We start from the raw sequence: 16467 nt of genomic DNA on the forward strand, positions 1-16467 counted from the left end.
GGTGCTCCTCCTATATGCCATATGCAAAACCTAATCCATTTGTAACAGGATTGGTATATGTTTGACATTTAATTTGATATAATGCTTCAACTGTAGTTGGCGTTAAAACCTCTTCTGGTGTTCCATGCGCATAGATTTCTCCATCTTTTATGGCATACAAGTAGTCGCAGTAATGTGCTGCCATTTCTAAATCATGGAGAGCTGCTAATACACCAATGTTCAAATTTTTAACACATGATAAAATTTCAAGCTGATAGCGTATATCTAAGTGGTTTGTCGGTTCATCTAAAACCATGATTTTTGGCTGTTGCGCAATGGTTCTCGCTAAGATAACCCTTTGCTTTTCTCCACCAGACAACGATAAGAAACCACGCTGTTTGTAATCGAGTAAATTTGTTGTTTTCAAAGCTTCCTCCACAATCACATAATCTTCTTGTTTGTCTGACTCCAACATTCTTTTATGTGGTGTTCTGCCTAACATCACCATTTGCTGAACGGACAAATCAAAACTCATTTCATTAAATTGCCCCACTACACCTAATCGCTGTGAAATTTTTTTCTCTGAACTTTTCAGTACATCAACATCATCTAAAAAAACCATTCCTTTTTGAGGAACAAGACTCTTATAGATAGCCTTTAACAGCGTTGATTTTCCACAACCATTTGGTCCAATCAGCCCTACAAATTGTTGTTTTTTCACAAGGATTGAAATGTTTTTCACAATCTCTTTTTTCCCGATAGTAATATCTATTCCCTTTGCAATCAATTCCATTTTCTACCCTCCAAAGTTGTAGCCTCTTTTTACAATCATGTAGATAAATAATGGAGATCCAATAACAGAGGTAATGATTCCGATGGGCAATTCAACATTATGTATTAACGTTCGTGACAAAATATCGGCCCAAATCATGAAAAGTCCTCCTAAAAGCAGCGTTCCAAGCATTAAACGCTTATGATCTGCTCCGAAAATCCCCCTAGTGATATGCGGAATAATTAAACCAACAAAGCCAATCATTCCTGAATAGGCGACCATTGTTCCCGTAACAAGAGCAGTGATGATCATATAAAGTTTTCGGAATGCACTTAAGTTAATGCCTAGTGTAATAGCAGATTCGTCACCTAGAAGCATCGTGTTTAACACGCGATGTTGGAAAAGAAATAGGGCTGATCCAAGCAGAACAACAATGGCTAAAATCGGTGTTTTATCCCAACTTGCTGAAGCTAGACTTCCCATTGACCAAAAAGTAACGGTCTTAATCCCTTCTGCATTATTGGCAAAATAGATAATTAAGCTAGCAAAGGAGCTACACAATGCACCGATTACAACTCCAGATAAAACGAGTTTCACAGATGTTGCTTTACCGCCGATGCTCGATAAAATAAGTACTGCCATTGACGTTATCATCGCACCAACAAAGGCTCCGAATGCCACGCCAAACTGCGACAAAAATGCGCTACTGCCAAATCCAACGAGAATGGCAAAAGTTGCACCTAATGATGCGCCCGATGAAATACCAAGTATGTATGGGTCAGCAAGTGGATTTTGCACGACTGCTTGCATAACCGTTCCACATAAAGCAAGCCCTATGCCGATAAGCAGTGCGAAAATAACACGTGGCATCCTCACCTGTAAAATAATATTTAAATATGATTCACTTTGTACATGATCGAGTGATCCAAGCCTTCCATTTGTTAATGCATGCAATAATATGTCCATAGCCTGCGTGAAAGGAATATTAACTTGTCCAATTGATACTGAAAAGACAGCCGATAGCAAAATGATGCCTACGAGAAGAAAAATAAATACATAATAACTTTTGCCCATCCCTATCTTGCTTAGATCCTTTTTCTTCAATATTTCACCTCCGTTACAATCACCCGCTTAACTGATAACGATTATCATTATCAACTGCTTCTGTATTGTAGAACATATTCTGAAGAAAAACAACAACAATTTTATTGAATAACTTGTTAATCTGATTGTTTCGTTGGAGACTCGCCTGTTGGTTGGACGCTTGTTGGGATTGGTTGGAGGCTTTTTGGGGTTGGTTGAAGACTTCGATTGGTTCGTTGGAGGCTTCCCCATTTGTTGGACACTTTCTGGGCTTGGTTGGACACTTCGTTTGGTTCGTTGGAGGCTTCCCCATTCGTTGGACACTTTACAGGATTCGTTGCAGACTTTTCGGGGTTGGTTGGACACTTTCTGGGCTTGGTTGGACACTTCGGTTGGTTCGTTGGAGGCTTTCTCGTTCGTTGGACACTTTCCTGAATTGGTTGCACACTTTCTGGGCTATGTTGGACACTTCGATTGGTTCGTTGGAGACTTCCACGTTCGTTGGACACTTTCCTGAATTGGTTGCACACTTCAATTGGTTCGTTTGAGACTTCCACGTTCGTTGCACACTTTCTGGGCTTGGTTAGACACTTCGATTGGTTCGTTGGAGACTTCCACGTTCGTTGGACACTTTCCTGGATTGGTTGCAGACTCTTCGGGATTTGTTGGACTCTTTCCATGATTTGTTGATGGCCTAGTTGAAGGGTAACTGACGCATGACTGCATTCCGTCAACTCAAGGCTCCGAATAAAAAATAAAAGAGGAATGCAACCATTTGTAGATGGTTACATTCCTCTTTTACTTTATAGAAATTATGTGCCTGTGCATCAAGAGAAGATAAGAAATCACTTAATACTGCTGGATATAAACATTGAGGCATCTTGATTCATAAAAATACGATTTCCATGATAAAATGTCTTAATTTCAATTGATTTAAATCCAACTTCGGATAATCTATTTTTCAATTCTTCATGCGAAAAACCGTTATGAACTTTCGGATGATATATTTCATCGTTTTTGTCAAAATCAATAATAATTAGCTTGCCATCATTATTTAAAATGTTGAACAATCCTTGTAGAATTTTTTTAGTATCCGGAATATGAAGAAGGACTAGTGACATTAAAACGATGTCTGCCTTAAGTTCAGTAGTTTCTTGCGTGAAATCTGAATAAAGAACTTTTGAGTTGAGGATTCCTTTGTGAGAAATTTTAGCTTTCGCAACCTCCAACATTTGTTTTGATGAATCTACCAGTAAAATAGAATCCACTAAATCTGATAATTCTAAACTAACTAGACCAGTACCACTCCCATAGTCTATTAAAGATTTCGATTTACTATTTCGTAATTCTGGTCTTACTTCCTTAACTAGTATTTTAGCTAATTCAATTCTTTCCTCTGTGTCGTATCTTTTTGCCATCTGTTCAAAAACGTTATTTTCCATATTCCGCTCCCCTATTTAGGACATAATTTAAGCTACATATTCGTCATTATAACAAACATCAAAATCTAAAGGGACAATTCCCCCTTTCAATGCTCTGAATCATGTTGAAGTAAATACCTAGTCCATACCTTATATATTAGATTAAATAAATTCACTTCCTACTAACTAAAGAATCCTCTATTGTGAAAAACACTTTATTCCATATCGTTTGAGGTTTTAGATTTTGGGGAATGCAATTGAATGTAGCGTTTTGATGGTTTGTGAAAAAATAGGGAGGAATTTATTATGGGCAAGAAAAAAGTAGCTGTCATTACAGGTTCAGGTCAAGGTATAGGGAAAGCGTTAGCTGAACGTTTAGCGAATGAAGAATTTTCAATTGTGTTAAGCGATGTTAACGAACAAATTCTAACTGAAACCGAAAAAGAATTTAAAAATAATGGATTTGAAGTTACATCGTTCGTTGGTAACGTAGCCAATCCCGACGATCAAGAAGCACTTGTTCAACATGCGGTTAATACGTTCGGCAGCGTTGATGTATTTATTAACAATGCAGGTGTAGAAGGACAAGTCGCACCGCTTACTCATGTTGATCCGAAAGCGGTTGATTTTACGCTTGACGTTAACGTTAAAGGGACGATTTATGGCATTAAAGCGGCAGCCAATCAGATGAAGAAACAAGGGACTGGCGGTAAAATCATTAACGCTTGTTCGATTGCTGGTCAAGAAGGATTCGAAATGTTAGGTGTTTATTCGGCAAGTAAATTTGCGGTTAAAGGGTTGACGCAAGTTGCCGCAAAAGAACTTGCGAAAGATAAAATCACCGTCAATTCATATTGCCCCGGGATTGTTGGAACAGGTATGTGGGACAGACTAGATGAAAAAATGATGGAACACATGGGAACGAAAAAAGGAGAAGCATTTGCGAAATTCACTGAAGGAATTGCACTTGGTCGTTCACAAACTCCTGAAGATGTAGCTCATCTTGTATCCTTCTTGGCTTCACCAAACTCTGATTACATCACTGGGCAAAACATCTTATCAGATGGTGGTATGGTGTTCAATTAATTCACTATCTCAAGAGATATCCTATAAAAATGAAGATATCCCCATTTTTTAAAAGCCTAATTTCTCATTTAACATCGAGAAATCAGGCTTTTTTGATCCTCAAAATAGTGTAAGGTTCCCCATATTTGTGTGGATGCCTGTGCAAAAAAACAACAAATAAATCACTTAATTTATAAAAAAACAATAGAGATTAGATTATCAGACACCTGAAACTTTCAGAACAGGTACCTGAAATTAATTTCAACATCTTACATGCTTGCGTTTAAAACCAAGCTTTCCTCTATCGACTTCTTTTTGAATGCTTTCATAAGCATTTAGGAAACTGTTTTTTTTCTTGTCCCGCTTGATTTCTACTATTCCAATCGCCTTTGCGGTCTCGATTGCCTTTTCATGGAGCGGCAAATAGGAAATCCCCACGGTGTATATAAAATTATTCATTGCGGATTTCGTTCGTTCTGGTGAATCATGAATCGTATTTTTTACCATGTCAAGCATATCGGAAATTTTGGCTTCTGAAAATTCAACGTCCAGTCGGTTCCCTAACAGCCAACAGTAACAACTCCAGCCCGCCGACATTCTCAGCTCTTCACCACTTGCGATCCATTTATCGGCAACTTCTTGTGCAATATCTGACTCTGATAAAGTTACAGCCACTACATAATCAGACAGCATATAAAAATACGCCGCATCGATCCAACGATCATAATCCGCTTCCGTCATAGCATTTGGTTCTGCAATAATACCTGCAAAGTACATTGCATCATAGTTCCCTGTGGCATACAGCTCTTCAGCTAAAGGTTGATTTATTTTTATTTTCTTTACAATTGGTTTCATAGCACCTGTAGCTGCGCCAAAAAGCGGCTCATGCGCACCATTTGACATGTACATTTTTTTCATTCGTTCCTTGCCAAGGGCTTCAAGCTCCTGCATAACCAACTCTACATTCATCATTTAACACTTCCTTCTTTCTGGAGTTTACCCATCACATATATCACCATTATCTTATAACCACCCGCAGTTTGACAGCAAAACACAAATCTATCATTCCCCTCAAATCGTTCAGCAATGTGTTTTGCAACATACTTTTCATCCTTATCGCCAGCTGTAGATTCCATACGCTACATTCAATGGTACCGCATTAATTATACTAAGCTGCGCTGTCAGGGGGTGCAACATGCGCCATCGACTCAGCAACGATAATTTCCGCATCGTCAATTGCCACTTTTATATATGAGATTTTTTCGGGATGACTGTTACTAGAGGATATATTAAGCCTAACAAAATGAATTACTACAAAATGAAATATTCCACAGCTTGTCTGAATATAATTTAGTCGGGGGTGTTGTTTTGGATTATTTGAATCAAGTTAAACGTGGCAGTATTTGGCGCCTCCATCCGAATGGTAAACAGATAAATTCCAAATAGTTTTATACAATTTGTATGATAACTAGAACTAATTAATAATATGGTAGTTATATAATGGTTTGGAAAATAATGAAGAAAGGGGGAAACTAATTAATATAATCGAAATGCTGCAAATAACAAAAAATAAAATATACAGTTCAAAACGAGGGATAATAGGATGATTAGATATGGAGAATTAGACTCTTTAAGAGGAGTAGCAGCACTTATTGTACTAATTGGACATTATTTGATGATATTTCCTGCCTATGAGAGTTACAGGTATGAACTAAATAGTCCTTTCATAGTCTATTTGGTTAAGGAAACCCCTCTTCGCATGTTCTTCAGTAGCGGCAATGAATCTGTCATTTTATTTTTTGTATTGAGTGGCTTTGTTTTGTATGTATCAATAAATAATTCCAAGTTCCATTATCCCACATATATAATTAAACGAATTTGTAGAATTTATATACCGTATCTCGTAGCCATCATAATTGCTATTTTAGCTAAAATGCTTATAAGTCATAATAACCTACCATTTATTAGTAACTGGTTTAGTAAATCCTGGACAGTATCAGATTCGCCAGCCATATTAGTACGCCATCTTTTTTTTATCGGGCAGTACAATACAGACATCTATAACAACGTTATATGGTCTCTTGTTCATGAAATGAGAATCTCAATAGTATTTCCATTCTTAATACTCCCTTTTATCGGGAAAAATCTCAAAAAATCCTTAGTATATTTAATTGCATTATGTTTTTCTTCTGTTTTGGGATTATATTTGCTTGGCTCAGGTGTAAAACTAACTAGTATTTTTTTAAGTTTTCACTACGTAACTATCTTTTTAATAGGCGCTTTACTAGCAAAATATCGCCATATACTCATTACGTTTACTTTGAAAATTAAAAAACCAATGAAATTTATACTTCTATCATTAGCGATTACTTGTTTTATGTATGAAGGATTGATTGGTGAAATAATTTTTTTAAATAACTATATATTTAGAAACTATGTAGTTTCTTTCGGCGTCTGTATCTTATTTATAATGAGTGTTTCTTCGGAAACTTTTGGTTCATTATTGAAGCATAGAATACTCATACTTCTCGGAAAAATTTCATATAGTCTTTATTTGTATCATCTAATCTCCTTATACTCATTCATCTATCTCTTTTATGATAAATTATCTATCACCGTAATTTTGATGCTTTCTTTTATATGTTCTTTCCTATTGTCTTCATTGTCTTATCTATTTGTAGAAAAACCATGCATAAGTCTTGGGCGGTATTTAACTAAGAGAGCTAAGAAAGTGGATTTAGCAATACCAGCGGATCATCCACTAACAAGATAGATAAATGTGAAGGAGTGTAAATTCTCCTACTAACTCAAAAAAGAGGTAATAATGATGAATGAAAAAGTAGAGATAAAAGATTTAGTTCTTATTTTAAAGAAACGATTTTTAATCATAATGCTTATTGCAATTTGTACAGCTGGTCTCATTATTGCTTCGACTCTATTTCTAATGAAACCTGCTTATCAATACTCTACTCAGGTTCTGGCAGGATCTTTAAGTATGGATAGTAAGGAAACCTCGATAAATAAAGTGCAAGAAAACAGACAGCTCGCACTTTCATATATGGATGCTATTAAAAGCCCTCAAATCATGATGGGCGTGAAAAAAGAGTTAAAGCTAACTCGTTCAAATTATGAGTTACTAAAGCAAGTTTCCGTTACCAATAGAGATAGTTCACAAATCATTACTATTTCCGTCAAAGATTCTAACCCAGAGTTAGCTAAAGCCATTGCACTGTCTGTCGCAAATCAGTCCATAACTAAGTTTAAAGACTTTGCAAACGTAAACCAAATCACTATTCTAATCGATCCTAATGTCATTGAAGAATCTGAGCTTCTTTTTCCAAAACCTAAATTCGTTATAGCCATTTCAATCGTGTTAGGTTTTTTTACCGGAATAGCATTGGCGCTTATTCGGGAACATTTTGATGATACAGCCTTTAGTGATCGTGAACTTGACCGACTTGGTCTTCCTTTGTTAGGCAGAGTGAACTTAAACACTCATAGAAATAAAAAAACACGCAAAACACGTTTTAACACCTTAAACTCAGCGAAACGCGGTGAATACTTTGACTATTAAATTTAAGAGGAAACATTCATTTAAGCCGAAGAATATCAAAATTAAAGAGCAGTTTTATACCATATGTAACAATATTGAATCTAACCTCACCAAGGTCAATCCAACATTATTAATGGTCACTTCACTTACACAAACAAAAAGCATAGTGAATGCTACAGCCTATTTAGCCCTTGCATTTTCGGAACAAGGAAAACGCGTGTTAGTAGTAGATGGTAATCTTCGTGAACCTTCGCTGCATAATTTGTTTATGATTGATAACTCATCTGGTCTAACATCCTTACTTTTAGGTGAACAGCTCCAGCATAGTGATAATACGATATTGATAACTGACTATCTATTCTGTTTACCAACAGGTGAAGTCCTTTATGAGCCATCGACCTTGTTATCCAAAGAGACCCTTCCTATCCTCGCTAAGGAGTGGAAACAGCATTTTGATATCATCCTATTGCATACATCCAATAGTCAAAACACGCCTGATGCACAAATCGCGGCAAAATATTGTGATGGTATTGTTTTAGTGATTAAAGAAGGTAAAGACAAGTTAGAAAAGATTGTAAGTGTAAAAAAACAATTTGAACGTGCAAAATATGGAATAACCGGTACGGTACTAATTAATTAAAAAGGAAGCGAACCATTGAGTTCAAAGTTTAAGGTTAATATACAAGAAGAATTACTAACAAGACCACAATCGATCTCAGCCTATTACGCTTTTAAACGTTCTATGGATGTTATCACATCATTATTTTTGTTACTTCTCCTATCCCCCATTTTGGCTATATTTTGTATTCTAATCCCTATTTTCTCAACCGGTAATCCCTTCTTTTTTCAACAACGCCTGGGTCAAAACGGAAAAACATTTACAGTAGTAAAATTACGATCTATGTGTTTAGATGCCGAAAAAAATGGCCCTCAGTGGGCAAACAAAGAAGATCCTAGAGTTACAAAAGTCGGCGTTTTTATACGAAGAACCCGCATTGACGAAATACCTCAACTTCTTATGGTTTTAAAAGGGGATATGTCACTGATTGGTCCTAGACCGGAAAGAGAATATTTTTATAAAAAAATTGATAAGTTCCTCCCTACCTTTAAAAACCGCTTACTTGAAAAACCTGGATTAACCGGGTGGGCACAAGTGAATGGCGGATACGATTTAACCCCTGAAGAGAAGTTGACTCTCGATTTATATTATAGTCAGCATAAATCATTTGCTATGGATATCAAGATTTTGTTACTAACATTGTTAATTGTTTTTACTGGAAATGGTGCTAGATAGAAGACGAAATGGAGGATTTGGAAAATGCCGAGAGTACTTGTAACGGGTGGCTTTGGATTTATCGGATCACATATTGTAGATACATTAATTCATAATAATTATGAAGTAGCCGTTTATGATAACCTATCCACTGGATCTATTAAGAATGTCCATTCAGAAGCCGGAGTTTTTATAGGGAATATTGAAGATAAGGGGTCGCTAGAAAAGGCATTAGTGACGTTCAAGCCCGACTATGTGATTCACCAAGCCGCGCAGGTTAGTATACAAAACTCCATTTCGGATATTTCGAATGATGCACTAATCAACATCATGGGTACAATAAACCTCATCCAACTTTCCCAGAAGTATGCCGTAAAAAAGATCGTATTTGCCTCTTCTGCCGCTGTATATGGACATTCTAATGTGCTGCCTATTCCAGTCTCACACCCTATTCAACCCTTATCTCCTTATGGTGTTTCAAAAAAAACAGCTGAAGATTATTTAATACTCGCAAAGGAATTATTCAATTTAGACTATGTAATACTTCGCTATAGTAATGTGTACGGGCCACGGCAAACAGCAGGTGGTGAAGGCGGGGTCATTTCAATTTTCACTAATCAAGTAATAAACAAGCAGCAGCCCATTATTTATGGCGACGGTTTACAAACTAGAGACTTTATCTATGTAGAGGATGTTGCAAGTGCCAATCTTCAAGCCATTAGATTACAAGGAAGTGGCATCTTCAATATTTCAATAACAACTAGTTCAAATATCAATCAACTATACGCCATTATTCAATCGTTAAGTCAAAATGATATCTATCCTATTTACAAAACACCTAAAAGTGGAGATATCAAAGAAAGCTTGCTTTGTAATAAAGAGAGTATCCAAAAGTTAGATTGGAAACCTGTATATTCGCTACCAGAAGGTCTTGCGAATACATACGAATATTATCTTAAGCAAAATCAGCCTACTAGTGCCTCGTTTGAAGAACCTTCAACAACAATGCAATCTACGAATGTATTGCTTCAAATCGAGTGAAAAACAAGTGAATAAGAAAAATTCGATAATTAGAAATATAATTCATTTATTCTACAGTACGATTCTAGCCAATATCTTAAATGCTACCACGCTCATACTATTGGCCAACTTTTTTAACTCAAAGAACTATGGAATATTTAGTGTGGCTCTTGCGCTTGCTATGATCATGAACTATTTTACAGACCTTGGAGTAAGTAACACGTTCCTTCGAGAAGGATCGAAGAAGGAAAGCCTGAGCAATACATTTTCTTCCTATATAAAGATCCGGGTTGTCTGTTTACTTTTAGCAATTATTGTTTTTTCGGTTGGTATTCATACCTTTTATCAAGAACTACAGATTCTTTATATGATGTATAGCTTACTGATTCCCATGGTTATTGGCCTAATGATGCAAGGTATAGGAATCACTTATTTTCAATTAACTGAAAGAATGCAGTTTATCGCATCCATTAAAATCTTTTCGGCGATTTTATTAATCGTTTCAATCACTTTGTGTATGGTCTTAAAAGTAGATGTCCGTTTGACAGCCTTTTTATACGGTTTCTCTTATTTTATAGCCGGCCTTTACAGCCTGTATTTACTTCAAAAAAATGTAAAAGTAAAATGGAAGTCTCCTTTTCAAAACCAGTTGGTAGCTAATCTTAGTCCGTTCTTAATAAGTGGTTTATTTATTATGTTGACTCCCCAATTAGGTCCATTAGTTTTAGAAAAGACACTCCCCTTAACGCTTGTAGGTCTCTTTGCGGTAGCTTACCGGATTCCTTCTGCTCTATACCAAGTACCAGGGGTTATTGCAGGTGCATTTTTCCCTTTGCTATTTAAGACTTATAATCAAGGAAAGCTAGAGGAACATACACGATTAACTATTTTACAAATGAAGATTATGTCCTATATTGGGATATGTATGACCATATCCTTATTCTATTTGGCTGGATTCTTGGTCACTATTTTGTTCGGGGATGAATGGGCTTCTGCTGTTCAACCTTTAAAAATATTGTCCTTCATTATCGTCTTGCAAGGATTTAACATTGCCATCGCAGACGGCCTTACGACTCGGGGATTGCAGAACCGTCGTACTATTGTACAGTTTATCACCATTACTATCGGTGTTATGTCCCTCTATTATCTGAGCGTTTCCTATGCAGTAGTCGGTGCAGCCTTTGCAGTTTTAGCCATGGAAATTGTATCATTCGTTGGGTATATCCTGACACATCCAACAAGAAATATGATTTTAACCAAAGTTATACTTCCATATGGTTCCTACTTTTCTATAAGTTTTATCCTTTTACACTACTTATTATCCAAGTACCCTTTTATGGCTATATTAACTACTTTCATCTCTGTGTCTGCGATGATTTATCTATTTGATAAGTCGACTCGAGCTTTAATCAAGGGCTTTATAAAAAAGAAAAAGCAACAGGAAATATCCCATGTAACAAACGGGAGACAACGAGAGGATGAAAATAATGCACATTAACAAAAACACCTCTACCTGGCCAGTCTTCCTTTTGTTACTTTTTATTACACTCGGTAAATATAATTTGTCTATCGGTTTTTCATTGAAAATATATATGGTTTTTCTGGTCTTTTTCCTGTGCATTTATTTCAGATTTTTTCACTTTAGTCCCCTCTATCATTATGAAGTTTTACTGTTGTTATTTTATTTTATCTATTGCCTAAGTGGTGCTTTTTCACAGTATCCAGAAGAAAGCATTCGGGTCATTCTAGGCGTAATTCTCATCCTTGGCTGTTATTTCATCATGAGATTTATCCTGGAACAAACCTCGATTCCTATAATTGAAACTTCTATTGCCACTGTTGGCATTGTTTTTAACGCCATTAGCCTGTTATTGTACTTAATTGGGTTGCAGGTGACAGGAGGATCACCAAAAGGTGTTGAGATTATCTCTTATGGATTATTAGTAGACCGAGATTATCCAAGACTTATTGGATTACTTGACGATCCAAATATTTTCATTTTTTTCAATACATTGTTCTTCTCTTATTATCTAACGCATTTAAAGGGATTCAAACACTCAATCGGGTTTACCTTATGTGTAATTACTTCCCTTCTTACTTTTTCAAGAGGTGGGATTGTCGCTCTCATACTAGTTGTCATTTTGTATATGATTTTAGTGAATTTTTCTAAAAAGATAAAAATGATGACCGTTTCTTTGTTAGGCCTAGCGTTTCTCTATGCTGCAGGGTCTTTCATTCAAGTAGATTTTAATCAGATTTTTACCAGTCGCATCACTGATTTTTCTACTGACGGAGGAAGTGGCCGATTTGAATTATGGAGTCAAGCCTTAAACTATTTTATGGCACATCCTCTTTTTGGAATTGGTGCTTTCAACTTTTCTGATTACTACGCATTTGATCATAATGTGAAACTATATGTTCATAATACGTATCTAGAGATCTTGGTGGAATCAGGAATTATTGGATTTCTTTTTTACTGCTCTTTTCTGGTGATGCTAGTTATCGCCTTCTTTAGGACTAAGCTACATAAACAAAGCCCCTACATCGTACTTACACTCTTCGCTTTTTCACTACAGATGGTGTCCCTGTCCCTCATAATTAATGAAGCATTTTTTATTTTTCTAGCACTGGCTTTCAAATATATTTCTGTATTTGATAAAAAAGGAGCTGAATTTTATGATGAACGCCCAAGAGGATAATATTCCGTTGGTCTCCATTATTACTCCCTCTTATAACAGCTTGACTTTTATAAGAGAGACCATTGAATCCGTTCAGGCCCAATCATATCCCCATTGGGAAATGATCATTGTTGACGATAAGTCGAAGGATGACTCAGTCCATGTAATTAAACAATATGTAAAAAACGATCAACGGATTAAACTAATTTCCTTAACCCAAAATAGTGGTGCAGCTAGGGCTAGAAATGCAGCCATTAAAATGGCCACAGGAAATTATTTAGCGTTTCTTGATAGCGATGATCTATGGTTACCTACTAAATTAGAAGAACAAATTGCTTTTATGCAAAAGGGGAATCTTTCTTTTTCCTTTACTTCCTATTCGTTGATTAATGAAGACGGTAATCATATGGATATAGAAGTTAAAGCACCAAAAGTAGTGGATTATAAGTATCTGATTGGAAATACAATTATTGGATGTCTTACTGTGATGTTAGATAGACAACAAATTAAACAGATAGAAATGCCAGATATCCAGCCAGAGGATACCGCCTTATGGTTGTTGTTACTTCGGCAAGGGCATAAAGCATATGGCTTACAAAAGGTTTTATCAAGATATCGTATTGTTTGTAACTCCGCCTCAAGGAATAAATTCAAAGCTGCCTATCGATATTGGAAACTCTTACGAAGCCAAGAAAAGTTAAACCTTGTAAAATCCAACTTTTACTTTGGTAAATATGCCTATCATGCATACAATAAAAACAAAGTGTCTTTACCAAATGGGGGTAAATAAAGAATGTACACTGTTCTACTACTAACTGATAAACTCATAACAGGTGGTGCCGAGATGTATTTTTGTAAATTGGAAAACCACCTCAAGGATGAAAACATGACGTTTTACTCAGCAGCCGCAGCTGGAGAGATGTACAATCAAATTCATAATAAAAGTAACTTTATTCCTTTAAGCTTAAAAAATCACCTTGGTAATCTAAAGACACTGAGAAAACAAGTAATTCAAAAGGCCATTGATGTCATTCATGCAAATAGTTTAAGAATGTTGCTCTATTCCATCGCAATAAAGAAAATTACCAACAGAGAAATCAAGTTGGTCTATACCAAACATAATGTGACAATGCTTGAAAAAAAGATTCCCTTCCTTTTTAAAAAAGTGTTGAATCGGCATGTTGATCAAATTATCTCGGTTAGCAATTTTGAAACGGAGAACTTACAACAACTTGGAGTAAGGAAAGAACTTATTCTGACCATTTATAATGGAGTCGATTTGGATCAATTTCCTTTTCAACCACAGCAAGCTCAGAAAACATTCAATATCGGAATCTTAGCTCGTTTATCAAAAGAAAAAAACCATAAACTATTCTTAACTATTGCCAATGAATTAAGGAATATGGACCACTTTACGTTTCACATTGCGGGTGATGGACCTGAGAGGGAATTTGTCGAAAAAGAGATAAAAAAGTTAAAGTTAAGCCATAAAATAAATGTTTTAGGTCAGGCTTCCAATCCATATGAATTTATTTGCAATATGGACTTGCTACTCCTAACATCCTTCAGAGAAGTTTTTCCAATGGTTGTCCTTGAAGCAATGGCTACAGGAACGCCGATAGTGTCTATAGATGTTGGTGGCATTAAAGAAGCAATTATAGATCATGAAACAGGGATTCTCATTTCACATCATTCAGAAAAAGAATTTGCAGAAAAAATCATGATGCTCCACGATAATGAGGATTTAAGACAAGACTTGGGAAGCACAGCAAGACAAAAAGTAGAAGAATCTTTTTCTCTTTCTACTATGATTCATTCTACGTTGAAAACCTATCAAATTTAAAAAACAAACGATACATTCGTTTGTTTTTTTATACCTATGCATCTTTTTTTAAAAAGCATATTCTATAACACCCCACTAGAAAAGGAGTGTTTTAAAATGATGGACTCTGAAGACTGCCAGAATAGAGATGTTGTTAATATTGATTGTTTTGGAGCTGATCCAAATTTAGCAGACAATTCCCCAGCCATTCAAGAAGCCATTAATAATTGTATAGCTAATAATCACTCAAAAGTTGTCATCACAGGGAAGAAACAATATATCCTTTCCTCCCCCATTGTCATTAAGTCAAATGTAAGTCTCGAAATTGATTCTACAGTTACATTACTTGTCAAAGGTGATTTCCAAGTGTTTGAGCTTCAAAAAGATGCTTCAATCTCGGGTGGAACGATTGAAATCATGGATAATAGCTTTAATTCAACTGTTATCTTCCTTTCTGGTGCCCAACAAATAGAGATTCATAATCACACTTCTATTTCCGATATAAATATTATAAACCGTACAACAACATACCAGGGTATAGCCATTCAACTATACTGTAAAAATGCATGGGATTTCATCAGCTTCTTTAAAGCAAACTCCATACAAATCACAAACTTTCATACGGCCCTCTATTTTAAAACAGAAAAACTTCAAAATATAAATACCCCGTGTTGGATTAATGCGAACTCCTTCCACTCTATTTATATAGATGGTTGTCAGTATGGTATAGAGATTGACGGAAATAGTGATTTACCATATGAAATTTCTGGTAACACCTTTACCGATATCCAAGTTCAATGCCGGAAACAAACAAAAAAGGTAATCCGCTGCTCGGGTGCCTATAATGTATTTGAAGGATTGATTTGGGATACCAACCGTATGGATGATCCTCCACTTGTCATTGAATTTTCCTCCATTTCTCATCATAATTACCTATTCTCGAATCAAGTTTCCACATCCATTCTAGATCTTGGTCAATACAATCGTTACACGTCACCTCATGAAGAATCCCTTCCTGTATATCCCCCTCTTGCATTAGGGAAAGCACATCTGGTTGGGAACCAAGATGATATATTAGTAAATGCACACGTCCGATATACTGTACGTCAACTTTTGGGTAAAGCCCCCTATGGAGGAACTATAAATAATTGTTTTAACTTACTAGATGAGCAAAGCGTGAATTACTTGGAGGTGCCTAGTTCCCAGCCAGTTGTCATCGAATTAGACTTTTCAAAACAGCCTATTAAAATGCTGAATTGCTTTGGTATTTATTTTGGATGGAATGAAAGTCCGAGCCATGTGTTAATTGAATACCAACAAAGTTTAAATGGACCATGGATAGTGGCTAAAAATGTCCCATTTAATGTCGGAAACACTGTTATTTCGGAGGTAAGAGCAGCTACGTTGTATAAAGTTAAGTTAACACTAAGCGGTTACACGCAAGAGCACAAACGATTTCGTATTAATCGGATATTTGCTAAATCATCATTACAACATGGTGCCTCTTGGTTGCCAACTACAGGCGGTACATTATATGGAGATTTAGAACTACAAAAAGGGCAATCCGTGAAGTTAGTTTCTCCGAACGGAACTAAATGGAAAGTGAGTATTAATGACCAAGGACAAATTATCACTTCAAAGCTATGAAACAATATAATCTTGACAGAACAAATGCTGTGAAAGCACCCCTAAAAAGAGAATGTTAATTTACAGACACTAAGTAGGTTAACTATTTTAAGCCTTACTTACCGCCTTATTAAGCTCCACATAATTGAGTAGGACACTTGATTTACTATATTGG

General features: G+C 36.0%; 16 protein-coding genes. 12 read left to right on the forward strand and 4 right to left on the reverse strand.

Going from position 1 to position 16467, the window contains the following annotated elements:
* Positions 1–10 precede the first annotated feature (10 nt).
* Together H7992_RS20095 and H7992_RS20100 are read right to left on the reverse strand one after the other, a co-directional pair.
* Positions 11–772: an ABC transporter ATP-binding protein gene (locus H7992_RS20095; RefSeq protein ID WP_067212740.1), complete on the reverse strand. Its 762-nt coding sequence runs from the start codon at positions 770–772 to the stop codon at positions 11–13.
* Positions 773–775: 3 nt separating this feature from the next.
* Positions 776–1825 (reverse strand): FecCD family ABC transporter permease, encoded by a 1050-nt coding sequence (locus H7992_RS20100; RefSeq protein ID WP_187047982.1) that lies wholly within the window; start codon positions 1823–1825, stop codon positions 776–778.
* Positions 1826–2045: 220 nt separating this feature from the next.
* On the opposite strand from H7992_RS20100, the gene H7992_RS20105 reads away from it, so the two are divergent.
* Entirely contained in the window at positions 2046–2351 is a 306-nt protein-coding gene (locus H7992_RS20105; protein WP_187045763.1) for a hypothetical protein, read from the forward strand.
* 328 nt (positions 2352–2679) lie between these two features.
* On the opposite strand, the gene H7992_RS20110 is transcribed toward H7992_RS20105, so the two are convergent.
* Positions 2680–3276: a class I SAM-dependent DNA methyltransferase gene (locus H7992_RS20110; RefSeq protein ID WP_187045764.1), complete on the reverse strand. Its 597-nt coding sequence runs from the start codon at positions 3274–3276 to the stop codon at positions 2680–2682.
* A gap of 285 nt (positions 3277–3561) precedes the next feature.
* On the opposite strand from H7992_RS20110, the gene H7992_RS20115 reads away from it, so the two are divergent.
* Entirely contained in the window at positions 3562–4341 is a 780-nt protein-coding gene (locus H7992_RS20115) for an acetoin reductase (protein ID WP_187045765.1), read from the forward strand.
* A gap of 240 nt (positions 4342–4581) precedes the next feature.
* On the opposite strand, the gene H7992_RS20120 is transcribed toward H7992_RS20115, so the two are convergent.
* Positions 4582–5289, reverse strand: a complete 708-nt coding sequence (locus H7992_RS20120; protein WP_187047983.1) for a DNA alkylation repair protein — start codon at positions 5287–5289, stop codon at positions 4582–4584.
* Positions 5290–5923: 634 nt separating this feature from the next.
* Here H7992_RS20120 and H7992_RS20125 point away from each other — a divergent pair.
* The 10 genes from H7992_RS20125 to H7992_RS20170 all read left to right on the forward strand — a co-directional run bounded on the left by H7992_RS20125 (position 5924) and on the right by H7992_RS20170 (position 16313).
* Positions 5924–7093 carry an acyltransferase family protein gene (locus H7992_RS20125; RefSeq protein WP_187045766.1) on the forward strand — a complete coding sequence of 390 codons (1170 nt, stop codon included), beginning with the start codon at positions 5924–5926 and terminating at the stop codon, positions 7091–7093.
* Positions 7094–7144: 51 nt separating this feature from the next.
* On the forward strand, positions 7145–7894 hold the full coding sequence (locus H7992_RS20130) for a YveK family protein (protein WP_255428496.1): 750 nt from the start codon (positions 7145–7147) through the stop codon (positions 7892–7894).
* Positions 7875–8513, forward strand: a complete 639-nt coding sequence (locus tag H7992_RS20135; RefSeq protein WP_255428497.1) for a CpsD/CapB family tyrosine-protein kinase — start codon at positions 7875–7877, stop codon at positions 8511–8513. Before H7992_RS20130 ends, H7992_RS20135 begins: the two co-directional genes overlap by 20 nt.
* A 102-nt stretch (positions 8514–8615) precedes the next feature.
* Positions 8616–9167, forward strand: coding sequence for a sugar transferase (locus H7992_RS20140; protein WP_187047985.1), 552 nt, complete (start codon positions 8616–8618; stop codon positions 9165–9167).
* Between the two features lie 24 nt (positions 9168–9191).
* Positions 9192–10187, forward strand: coding sequence for an NAD-dependent epimerase/dehydratase family protein (locus H7992_RS20145; protein WP_187045768.1), 996 nt, complete (start codon positions 9192–9194; stop codon positions 10185–10187).
* Between the two features lie 7 nt (positions 10188–10194).
* Positions 10195–11664, forward strand: a complete 1470-nt coding sequence (locus H7992_RS20150) for an oligosaccharide flippase family protein (RefSeq protein ID WP_255428498.1) — start codon at positions 10195–10197, stop codon at positions 11662–11664.
* Positions 11654–12865 carry an O-antigen ligase family protein gene (locus H7992_RS20155; protein WP_370570010.1) on the forward strand — a complete coding sequence of 404 codons (1212 nt, stop codon included), beginning with the start codon at positions 11654–11656 and terminating at the stop codon, positions 12863–12865. The genes H7992_RS20150 and H7992_RS20155 overlap by 11 nt, the downstream gene beginning before the upstream one ends.
* Positions 12843–13634, forward strand: coding sequence for a glycosyltransferase family 2 protein (locus tag H7992_RS20160; protein ID WP_187045770.1), 792 nt, complete (start codon positions 12843–12845; stop codon positions 13632–13634). Before H7992_RS20155 ends, H7992_RS20160 begins: the two co-directional genes overlap by 23 nt.
* A 3-nt stretch (positions 13635–13637) precedes the next feature.
* Positions 13638–14687: a glycosyltransferase family 4 protein gene (locus H7992_RS20165; RefSeq protein ID WP_187045771.1), complete on the forward strand. Its 1050-nt coding sequence runs from the start codon at positions 13638–13640 to the stop codon at positions 14685–14687.
* A 96-nt stretch (positions 14688–14783) separates the two neighbouring features.
* Positions 14784–16313, forward strand: coding sequence for a hypothetical protein (locus tag H7992_RS20170; RefSeq protein ID WP_187045772.1), 1530 nt, complete (start codon positions 14784–14786; stop codon positions 16311–16313).
* Positions 16314–16467 lie beyond the last annotated feature (154 nt).

The sequence above is a fragment of the Sporosarcina sp. resist genome (genome assembly GCF_014302295.1).
In the GTDB taxonomy this organism is placed as follows: domain Bacteria; phylum Bacillota; class Bacilli; order Bacillales_A; family Planococcaceae; genus Sporosarcina; species Sporosarcina psychrophila.

Excerpts from the sequence above, each read along its gene's own strand:
- H7992_RS20160 (WP_187045770.1), top strand. The coding sequence starts at position 12,843 with ATGATGAACGCCCAAGAGGATAATATTCCGTTGGTCTCCATTATTACT.
- H7992_RS20100 (WP_187047982.1), bottom strand. The coding sequence starts at position 1,825 with ATGGGCAAAAGTTATTATGTATTTATTTTTCTTCTCGTAGGCATCATT.
- H7992_RS20145 (WP_187045768.1), top strand. The coding sequence starts at position 9,192 with ATGCCGAGAGTACTTGTAACGGGTGGCTTTGGATTTATCGGATCACAT.
- H7992_RS20155 (WP_370570010.1), top strand. The coding sequence starts at position 11,654 with ATGCACATTAACAAAAACACCTCTACCTGGCCAGTCTTCCTTTTGTTA.
- H7992_RS20095 (WP_067212740.1), bottom strand. The coding sequence starts at position 772 with ATGGAATTGATTGCAAAGGGAATAGATATTACTATCGGGAAAAAAGAG.
- H7992_RS20110 (WP_187045764.1), bottom strand. The coding sequence starts at position 3,276 with ATGGAAAATAACGTTTTTGAACAGATGGCAAAAAGATACGACACAGAG.
- H7992_RS20170 (WP_187045772.1), top strand. The coding sequence starts at position 14,784 with ATGATGGACTCTGAAGACTGCCAGAATAGAGATGTTGTTAATATTGAT.
- H7992_RS20115 (WP_187045765.1), top strand. The coding sequence starts at position 3,562 with ATGGGCAAGAAAAAAGTAGCTGTCATTACAGGTTCAGGTCAAGGTATA.
- H7992_RS20120 (WP_187047983.1), bottom strand. The coding sequence starts at position 5,289 with ATGAATGTAGAGTTGGTTATGCAGGAGCTTGAAGCCCTTGGCAAGGAA.
- H7992_RS20130 (WP_255428496.1), top strand. The coding sequence starts at position 7,145 with ATGATGAATGAAAAAGTAGAGATAAAAGATTTAGTTCTTATTTTAAAG.
- H7992_RS20140 (WP_187047985.1), top strand. The coding sequence starts at position 8,616 with ATGGATGTTATCACATCATTATTTTTGTTACTTCTCCTATCCCCCATT.
- H7992_RS20125 (WP_187045766.1), top strand. The coding sequence starts at position 5,924 with ATGATTAGATATGGAGAATTAGACTCTTTAAGAGGAGTAGCAGCACTT.
- H7992_RS20165 (WP_187045771.1), top strand. The coding sequence starts at position 13,638 with ATGTACACTGTTCTACTACTAACTGATAAACTCATAACAGGTGGTGCC.